The following is a 6,746-nucleotide window of genomic DNA, read 5'->3' as shown; positions in this document are numbered from 1 at the left end:
CCACACCGGCGGCAGACGACTGAAAGCCACACCCGCCCCTCCCGGGGCATCCGAACCCTACGAGGCCGGACAACTCAAACGGTAGGGACGACTGAGCATCATCGGCCGGCCCGTCGCCGATCCGAGTGGCGCAGCGGCGGTGGGCTGTCGGCGGACGTGGCGCGGGCGCGTGCAGCAATTCGCGGCAGTGGTGTAGCGGGGAGCGGCGGCAGGCGATCACACAGGTGTTCGCTTCTACCGGCGAGGGGATCCAGATGTTGCTGTCCGCACGGGTTCGACGGTGGCGAGACCTGTGACTACGTGGACGAGCCGGGTCCTGCATCCAACTGGCAGTACTTCTACACGCCCACCGTCGAGGCGATCTCGGGATCACTGCGCGTGGGCACGATGACGGACGCACCGGGGACCCGCGGACCCACCTCGTGCATGTCGGCGGACCGCCGACCGCAAGCCCCGCCTGGTGCGGGATCGGATGCCGACCTTTCGTCGCCGACGTGTACCCCACCGTGGACGCCGACCCTTCACCGGTCGAACTGGGCCTGGTCTTCGAGGTGAACCGACCCGGGGTGATCACCGACGTGGAACTCACCCGGCCCGGCAAGCCTCCGACGCCGGTCCGCGTGCGGCTGTGGAACTCGACGGGTGACGTGCTCGCCGACGTGACCGACGTGACCGACGTCCCGACGTACGGCTTCCGGACTTCGCTGCCGATGCCGCGGAACACGCAAGTCGTCCCCGGTGAACGCTACGTCGTGTCGTACTCGACCGAGGGCCTGCCCTACCAGTCGACCGAGTGGCAGTTCAGCGGCGAAGTCGTGTCCGACCCGTTCCGGCTCCCGGTTTCGGCGGGTGTCTACAGCTACGACGGCGGCTTCCCGACCGAGTCGTGGCACCACAGCAGCTACAGCATCGTCCCCGTCTTCACCGACTGAGCCGCCCCGCAGGTCCTCGACCCGACGCCCAGTGGGCTTGCCACCAGGCGGGGTGGTCATCGAGTCGAAAGTGATCGTCTTCCTCCAGGTTGATCACTCGTGATCGAGGTCGGGGGTGCGCACCAATTACGGCCTGCGGAGCGTGAGGTGTCGCGGTTGCGGGTGGTGGCCGCGTTGGAGTCGGGAAAGGTCGAGGGCTATCGGCGGGCCCGCGGAGGTCGGCGGCGGTCGTGGACTCGCAGTCGATGCGCGTGGCTGCCGCCGTCGGCCGGGCCACTCGGGGTTGGGACGGCGGGAAGAAGGTCGCCGGCCGCAAGCTCCACATCGTGGTGGACACCCTGGGTCTGCTGGTGGAGATCGTGCGACGTCCGCACGTGCCGTACTTCACCGCGCTGCCCAGAAGGTGGGTGGTCGAACGAAGTCTTGCCTGGATCACCAGCCACCGCCGCTGCGCCCGCGACTACGAACGACTCCCGCACCACCACGAGGCCATGGCCCGCCAGTCCATGATCCATATTACCACCCGCCGACCCACCCGACCCAAACAACCCGGGAACAACCGCTCAGAGAGAAATGGCGGGGCTATAGATCTGCTGGATCTGGGTGACGGTGTTGTCGGGCCAAAGGACGGCGCCGATGGCGCCGCTCTCGTAGGTCGCCGACACGTGCGGCGACGCGGAGGGGAATGCGTTGACGAACGCCGCGGAGAACTTGTGGCTGTCGGTGGCGGCAACCAGGTTGCCGTTGCGGTAGAGGCCGACCGCGATGTAGATCTCGGGCATGACGTGGGTGCAGTTCAGGTTGCCGAAGGCCTGTTCGCCGCCGCCAGAGCCGCCGTACCAGCGGTTGGGGAGGGTTGCGCTCAATGTGCAGGACCAGGCACCTTTGGACACCGTGGCCGTGGTCTGCACGGAGACGTCAGGGGTGTGCGCGGACAGCGCGGCCGTGCCGAGGCTGAGGGCTTCGGTGTCGGCGTGCGCTCCGGGGCCGGTCACCACCAGCGCGGCGGTCGCGATCACGACGGCGGCGAGTCGACCCAGTCGGGAGTGCGGCTGCCTTTTACGTGTTTCCATCTGCGTCCTCACCATCGGGCGATTGAAGCGGTTTCTCGGGGCACTCAAGCTAGCCGTCTCCCGATCGGGCCGTAAATGCGCTTTCCGGGTGACGGCCATTCGGCTCGCCTCCACCGGGGACCGGCGCTCCGCCATACGGTGAAACGGAGATACGACGAATACGGACCGAACTGTCCGCATAAATCGCGTATGGAACATCTCAGGACCGGATTGCGCCATTCGGCGCGGGCACGACCCTCCTTGTCGATGGGCGACTCCGTGCCGGTCACGGTCGTCTTCGAAACCCGCTTGGGCGGCGCGGCGCGGCGGCATCGCGAACCACCTCGTGCCGTGCGAACCGATCGACACCAGGGCGGTGTCGGGCATCTCCACGGCCGTCCCGGGCCCCGGTTGGTCGCCGGGCGATGGCCGGCTGCAGACGGTGGAGATGTTCATCAGCCTTCGAACCTGACAACGGCAGGTCGATCCATCGTCAGCGAGGGTTTCGCCAGCTGCCCCACAGCGTCGGGCCGTCCGGCGCCTGGCCGGTCCGGATCACGTGGAAGCCGTAGGTCTCCAGCCAGGTAACGCGAACGAAGCCCGAACAATGACCCCACCAGCGAAAACAGAATTACCGCAGGAAGAATAAGAATCTTGAGAGCCGTTGCACGCGGCCCGACACCGTTGAACGCGTTCGACGGCTCCCGGTTTGCTTCCACGGTCCGCTCCCACGAATTCGCCGGATATCCACGCCTCGTACGATGACCGACGGGGGCGGCATCGGATGGTGTGCGCCACAGCCGTCAGCGAACGGCAAACCCGGGTTGCGGGCGCTGTTCGACAAGCTCGCGGCCAACGGGCCGCCGTTGGTGGTGGTCGACCAGGCGGCCACGACCGGGGCGCTGTGCCGGTCGCGGTGGCCCGCGCTCCCGACCACCAAGTGGCCCATGCCCGGCCTGGCCATGCGTCGCATCGCCGAGCTCTGTCCCGGCCGTGCGAAGACCGACGCCCGCGCCGCCTTCGTCATGGGCCCCTCCGCGCCTGGGCGACGGCCCCGGCCGGTTCGGGTGACCATCGGCGTGGCGACCGCCGGCCGATTCACCCGTGCAACGCCGGTCGAAGACCCGGAGCGACGGGCCCGAATTCGCAATGCCGAAATGTGAACCCGCGATCGCGGCCACCGTCGACCCCATCGACCAGGTCCACGAACGCGTCGGCACCCCGGAGCACATTCGAACCTGACTGGAATCGAACCATTCGGACGTCGGCCCGCCCGCGTTGTTCATGCGTCCGGAGCAGCACGACGAGCCGAATGATGCAAATTACAGGTACCCCGTTGAAATCGCCCCGTCACACTGGATAGACATGCGGCAAGGGGTGGCGACCAAGGGGTGGAACGACAACGGTGGAATTCCGTCTTCTGGACGATGTGCAAGTGCTGATCGCGGGGGAAAACGTCGACATCGGTCACACGCGCCAACGCGCGGTGCTGGCCGCGTTGTTGGTGGACGCCAACCACGCGGTGCCCGTCGACCGACTGGTCGAGCGCGTGTGGGGCGAACATCGACTGCCCGCCCGGCCGGCCAACGCCGTGCAGACCTACATCAGCCTGCTGCGTCGCGCCCTGGCCGGGGCCCGTGGCGTCGCGATCACCCGCCGGTCGGACGGCTACCAGATCTCGGTGGACACGGCCGCGGTGGACCTGCACCTGTTCCGCGACCTCATCGGACAGGCGCGGGCCACCGACGACGACACCCGCGCCGCCGGCCTGTTCAGCCGGGCCCTCGACCTGTGGCGGGGCCAGCCGTTCGGCTCGCTGGACACCGCGTGGCTCAATTCGGTCCGCACCGCGCTGGAGGACGAGCGGTACCGCGCGCGGCTCGACCTCTCCGACATCCGGCTCCGCAACGGGCAGCACGCGGAACTGCTCACCGACCTGGCCGACCTCGTCGCCACGCACCCCCTCGACGAGCGCCTGGCCGGCCTGTTCATGCTCGCGCTCTACCGCAGCGGACGGCAGGCCGACGCGTTGCGGCACTACGAGAGGACCCGGCACCACCTGGCCGACGAGCTGGGAGCCAACCCCAGCCAGCCGCTCCGATCCCTGCACCAGCGCATCCTGGCCGCGCACCCCGACCTGTCGACCCCGGCCAGGCGGGTCGCCGCCGCCACCGCGCCGACGCCGGTCCCCCGTCAACTGCCCGCCCCGCCCCGGACCTTCACCGGGCGGACGCGCGAGCTGGCCGAGCTGACCGCCGCCCTGGACCACGACGCGGCCCCGGGCGGCACGGTGGTGATCTCGGTGATCGGCGGCGGGGGCGGGGTCGGCAAGACCTGGTTGGCCCTGCACTGGGCGCACCGCAACACCGACCGGTTCCCGGACGGCCAGCTCTACGTCAACCTGCGCGGCTTCGACCCCAGCTCGGCGCCGACGCCGCCCGAGACGGCGCTGCGCGGCTTTCTCGACGCCTTCCAGGTCGACCCCGCCGCCATCCCCGCCGAACCCGAGGCGCAGGAAGGGCTGTACCGGAGCCTGGTCGCCGACAAGCGCATGCTCATCCTGCTGGACAACGCCCACGACACCAACCAGGTCGTCCCGCTGTTGCCCGGCAGCCCGCACAGCACCGTCCTGGTCACCAGCCGGCACCGGCTGCCCGGCCTGATCACCGGGCACGACGCGCAACCGCTCACGCTGGACGTGCTCAGCCCGCCCGACGCGCGCGAGCTGCTCGTCCGCCACCTCGGCGAACACCGCGCGGCCGCCGAACCGGACGCCGTGGGCGAACTGCTCGACCGGTGCGCGGGCCTGCCCTTGGCGCTGCGGATACTGGCGGCGCGGGCGGCGGCCCACCCGACGTTCCCGCTGGCCGTACTGGCCGAGGAGCTGCGCCGGGATCGCGACCGGCTCGACGCGCTGGACGCCGGCGAGCTGTCCGCCGACCTGCGCGCGGTGTTCGCCGGCTCCTACAACTCCCTGGGCCCGGCCGCCGAGCTGTTCGAGCTGCTCGGTTCCGCACCGGGACCGGACATCGGTCTGCCCGCCGCCGCGGCGCTGGCCGGCCTGCCGCTGACCGCCACCCTCGACCACCTCGAGCGGCTGGAGCGGGCGCACCTGGTCCAGCAGCACCGACCGGGCCGCTATCGGATGCACGACCTCGTCCGGCTGTACGCCACCGAACGCGCCCGCCGCCGACCTCCGACCGCCCTCGACGCGGCGCACCGGCGGTTGATCGGGTTCTACGTGCACACCGCCGCCGCGGGCGACCACCTGCTGGAGCCCCACCGCCCGCGGGTCGAGCTCGGCCCGCCGGAGCCGGGCTGCGACCCGCTGCCGCTCGCCGACCCCGCCGCCGCGACAGAGTGGTTCACCGTCGAGCACCCCTGCCTGCTCGCCGCCCTGGAGTGGGCCGACACCCGCGGCCGGCACCGCGAGGTGTGGCAGCTCGCCGCGACGCTGCACACCTTCCAGCGCAGGCAGGGCCACCTGCACAGCCAGATCGCCACCTGGCGGGCGGGGCTGCGTGCCGCGCAGCGGCTCAGCGAACCCGCCATGGCCTCCCAGGCGCACCGCTGGCTCGGCGACGCGTTCATGCGCGCCCACCGGCTGGGGGAAGCCCGGGACCAGATCCGCCGGGCGCTCGCCCTGGCCGAGCGCTCCCGGGACGTGCGGAGCCAAGCCCACACCCACCACTCGCTCGCGTGGACGTACGAGCTCCAGGGCGACCACCGCGCCGCGTTGGCGCACGCCACCCAGGCGCTCCGCCTGTACCGGCTGCTCGCCGACCCGGTGGGCGAGGCCCGCGCGCTGAACCAGGCGGGCTGGCACCACGCCCAGCTGGGCGACCACGCCAACGCGCGCGCGTTGTGCGAGCAGGCATTGGCGCTCAACCGTCGGCAACGGGACGTCGACGGCGAAGCGGCCACCGGGGACAGCCTCGGCTACATCGCCCACCAGACCGGCCGGTACGCCGACGCGCTGCGCCACTACCGCCGCACCCTGGCGCTGTTCCGGCGCGTGGGCAACACCTACCAGGAAGCCGACACGCTCGACCGGCTCGGCCAGACCCACGCCGCCCTGGGCCGCCACGCCGAGGCCCGGCGTGCCTGGACGCAGGCCGTGGACCTCTACCGGGCCCAGCGGCGCGCCGCCGACGTCGCCCGCGTCCGGGGGCACCTGGCGGAACACGGCTCCTGAGCCGATCGGCCCGCTCGGGCTCCTCCCCTCCGCCGCGTTCCCTTGCCCTGCGCGCTGCTTCGCGTCCCGCGCCGCGTGCCCTCGTCGCGTCCCGCGCTCTTTCCACGCGCCCCCGCGTGTCTTCGCCTGTTCGCGCCCCTGCCGCGCGCCCCTTCGACCTCCGCCGTGAGGCCCGTCGAGCCTGGACGGCCGGCCCGCTCAAGCATCGCGAAAGGCGCGTCAAAGCTTCGTCGAAGCGCCGTGCCCCAGGCTCCCGGTTGCCCAGTCCACACGTCCCGGCATCAGCGGGACGACAGACGCGGAAGGCAGGGAACCGTGAAGATCACGAAGTACACCTACGAGGAACCCACCATCACGACGCTGGGGTCCGTCGAGGAGCTCACCGGCTGGCTGAGGGACGGATTCACGTGGGACAACCCGCTGACCACCCACAGGCGGATCGTCTGACCTGACCCGGGTGGGGGGGGGGGCGCCCCCCCCCCCCGGGGGGGGGGGCGCGCGCCCCCCCCCCCCCCCCCCGGCCGGGGGCGCGCGGGGGGGTGTTGTGATATAGAAGACACACCTCGC

5 protein-coding genes and 1 pseudogene are annotated in these 6,746 nt (G+C 71.2%); 5 read left to right on the top strand and 1 reads right to left on the bottom strand.

The genetic code is table 11. The features are described from left to right. Window positions 1–494: 494 nt before the first annotated feature. Both ACFXGA_RS10200 and ACFXGA_RS10195 read left to right on the top strand, forming a co-directional pair. On the top strand, window positions 495–932 hold the full coding sequence (locus ACFXGA_RS10200) for a DUF4082 domain-containing protein (RefSeq protein WP_378086229.1): 438 nt from the start codon (window positions 495–497) through the stop codon (window positions 930–932). 224 nt (window positions 933–1,156) lie between these two features. Then, a pseudogene (locus tag ACFXGA_RS10195) lies at window positions 1,157–1,282 on the top strand (transposase); the annotation flags it as partial. Window positions 1,283–1,495: 213 nt separating this feature from the next. Here ACFXGA_RS10195 and ACFXGA_RS10190 read toward each other — a convergent pair. Beyond that, the gene (locus tag ACFXGA_RS10190) at window positions 1,496–2,020 is read right to left on the bottom strand and encodes a hypothetical protein (RefSeq protein ID WP_378086227.1); all 525 of its coding nucleotides are present in this window, start codon (window positions 2,018–2,020) and stop codon (window positions 1,496–1,498) included. A gap of 725 nt (window positions 2,021–2,745) precedes the next feature. Here ACFXGA_RS10190 and ACFXGA_RS10185 point away from each other — a divergent pair. The 3 genes from ACFXGA_RS10185 (at window position 2,746) to ACFXGA_RS10175 (ending at window position 6,626) form a co-directional block, all read left to right on the top strand. Next, entirely contained in the window at window positions 2,746–3,147 is a 402-nt protein-coding gene (locus ACFXGA_RS10185) for a transposase (protein ID WP_378086225.1), read from the top strand. Between the two features lie 272 nt (window positions 3,148–3,419). After that, window positions 3,420–6,179, top strand: a complete 2,760-nt coding sequence (locus tag ACFXGA_RS10180; RefSeq protein WP_378086223.1) for a BTAD domain-containing putative transcriptional regulator — start codon at window positions 3,420–3,422, stop codon at window positions 6,177–6,179. Window positions 6,180–6,494: 315 nt separating this feature from the next. Continuing rightward, complete coding sequence (locus ACFXGA_RS10175; protein WP_378086221.1) at window positions 6,495–6,626, top strand: hypothetical protein; 132 nt, start codon at window positions 6,495–6,497, stop codon at window positions 6,624–6,626. Window positions 6,627–6,746: the final 120 nt, after the last annotated feature.

Source organism: Actinosynnema sp. NPDC059335 (assembly GCF_042752395.1).
Taxonomy (GTDB): Bacteria; Actinomycetota; Actinomycetes; order Mycobacteriales; family Pseudonocardiaceae; genus Actinosynnema.
Note: the sequence above shows the minus strand (reverse complement) of the source record. Positions and strands in the feature narration are given on the sequence as shown.

Excerpts from the sequence above, each read along its gene's own strand:
- ACFXGA_RS10190 (WP_378086227.1), bottom strand. The coding sequence starts at position 2,020 with ATGGTGAGGACGCAGATGGAAACACGTAAAAGGCAGCCGCACTCCCGA.
- ACFXGA_RS10185 (WP_378086225.1), top strand. The coding sequence starts at position 2,746 with ATGACCGACGGGGGCGGCATCGGATGGTGTGCGCCACAGCCGTCAGCG.